Raw genomic sequence first — 1854 nt, forward strand, 5'->3', positions numbered from 1 at the left:
CCTAGTAATTTACTAGGGCTTTGATTACTAGGGGAGATATTTTTACTAGGGCTATTTTCGATATCCCCTAGTACTTCATCATTACTAGGGTTTATCTGGTTGTCCCCTAGTAATTCTGTTAGCTCTTGTTGAGATTGAAAGATATCTTGGGAAATATTAAAAAGACCTTGTTTTCCCTTAACTGCAAACGGTTCTCTGATGGGTTGGATATTTTCTAACTTCCAGGCATAACGCCCTGGTTGCCAATCCCCGCACAGAATTTCAGTTTTTGATTGTTGTTCAATAAAACATGGTGTCATTTCGATGCAGTCTACTAAGTCGCAGATGGCGATCGCACACCCACGCGGAAAATTAGTTTCGTCCCAGGCTGGTAATTTAACCTCGTTACAAATCTTTAAGTACTGCTGGTATTGTTCTTTTGTCAGCTTTGCAGCAGAACAAATCAGCAGTTTGCCCCTGTAGCTTGTTTTCCAACTGCGAGTTTCATAGTGCTTCAGTCCCAAGGGAATCAGGGAAGCCCAAGGCTGCCAAAGACTAATTGCTTTTAGAGATGATGGAGTTGAGGTAAAGGACGCTCTTGAGGGCGATTTGAGCAAGCCGATTGTCGAGACAGTTTCCAAGTGCTGCCCTTCTTCCGCGAGTAGTTCCGTTGCCGCTCGGCACTCCTGGGGCGATGTCCACAGAAGCGGCAGTCCGAACTGTAGTTCTAGCCAATCGGGATTGTAAACTTCGTTTTTGTGCAATATCCCTAGATTCTTTGCTTTCGCCTCGGATTTGGTTGTACCAGGGGGTCGCCCGTTCCCACTCCAACTTAAGGCTCCTGGACGTGGCAACAAGCAAGAGCCTTTCTCCTGACCAGAGAGTACCGTATTGGGCTGTTCCAACAACAATCCATTCCGCATCGTACCCACTGCCATGAAGCTCCCGGAGGATCTGCCGAAAATATGTGCCGGGTTCGTCTCTAGGAATAATGGGAGCTGATAACAGTCCAGGCACGTTTTCGAGAACGAAGAATTTAGGTTGGCTTGTTCTAACGTGTCGCAAGATCTGAGGGATACAGTCTCGCTCGTCGGCACTTCCCAAACGTTTCCCTTCAACTGTAAACGGTTGGCAGGGAGGTGATGAGGAGATAAGGTCGGCGGCTCCAGGCTTAAGCCACAGTTCGCGCACGTTGGGGTAGATGGTGACACCGGGGAAGCGATCGCGCAGTCGGTCACAGCAGAAAGAGTCAATTTCGCAGAGTCCACACAGTTGGATTCCTCCTGTGATAATTCCTGCAAGAGGGAAACCTGCTCCCACTCCGCTACATAAATCAATTTGAGAAAGCATAGGTCAACCTTTACAGTGTGCGGTTTATAAGCTTTATTAGCTGGCTCATCAAGCAACACAGATGCTTTGTTGTCCGTCAGAGCTTTAATTTCTCCAGTGGCATTAGCTAAGTATTGCCGACGAACGCTAAAGTTTTTTGCTTGAATCTGGATGCGATCGCCTACTTTGAGGACAGGACAATCTTCGGTGGAGCCATAGCTGCCACCAAGACTTTCTACCAAAGTGCTAACACTCATCTCCCTTACTCCAGGTTCAAGATGATTCCATAGGACTTGTCAAACAGCACTGATGCTGTACCCGTCTCACCGTGCCGTGCCTTAGCCAAGATCAGTTCTAAAATTCCCTGGTCAACTGTATCTGGGCAATAGTACTCATCCCGGTAAGCCAAAATGATATTATCTGCGACCATTTCTAAGATTCCTGACTGGCTCAGGTCACTCATTGCTGGGCGTTTGTTTTGCCTACCCTCCACTGCCCTAGAGATTTGAGACAGTGCCAGCACTGGAACATTCAGTTCCCCTGCCA

At 47.6% G+C, this 1854-nt stretch carries 2 protein-coding genes and 1 pseudogene; all 3 read right to left on the bottom strand.

The genetic code is table 11. The features are described from left to right. Positions 1-503 (bottom strand): annotated as a pseudogene (locus G4P69_RS40830) (ASCH domain-containing protein); the annotation flags it as partial. Positions 504-534: 31 nt separating this feature from the next. Next, positions 535-1329: a DNA cytosine methyltransferase gene (locus tag G4P69_RS40835; protein ID WP_208340674.1), complete on the bottom strand. Its 795-nt coding sequence runs from the start codon at positions 1327-1329 to the stop codon at positions 535-537. 241 nt (positions 1330-1570) lie between these two features. Further along, positions 1571-1854: DnaB helicase C-terminal domain-containing protein (locus G4P69_RS37675; RefSeq protein ID WP_243903187.1), on the bottom strand; the 284-nt coding region annotated here is incomplete at its 5' end.

Source organism: Aetokthonos hydrillicola CCALA 1050 (genome assembly GCF_017591665.1).
Taxonomy (GTDB): Bacteria; Cyanobacteriota; Cyanobacteriia; order Cyanobacteriales; family Nostocaceae; genus Aetokthonos; species Aetokthonos hydrillicola.

What these genes read in the sequence shown, in the direction of transcription:
- G4P69_RS40835 (WP_208340674.1), bottom strand. Translation starts at nt 1,329, where the DNA reads ATGCTTTCTCAAATTGATTTATGTAGCGGAGTGGGAGCAGGTTTCCCT.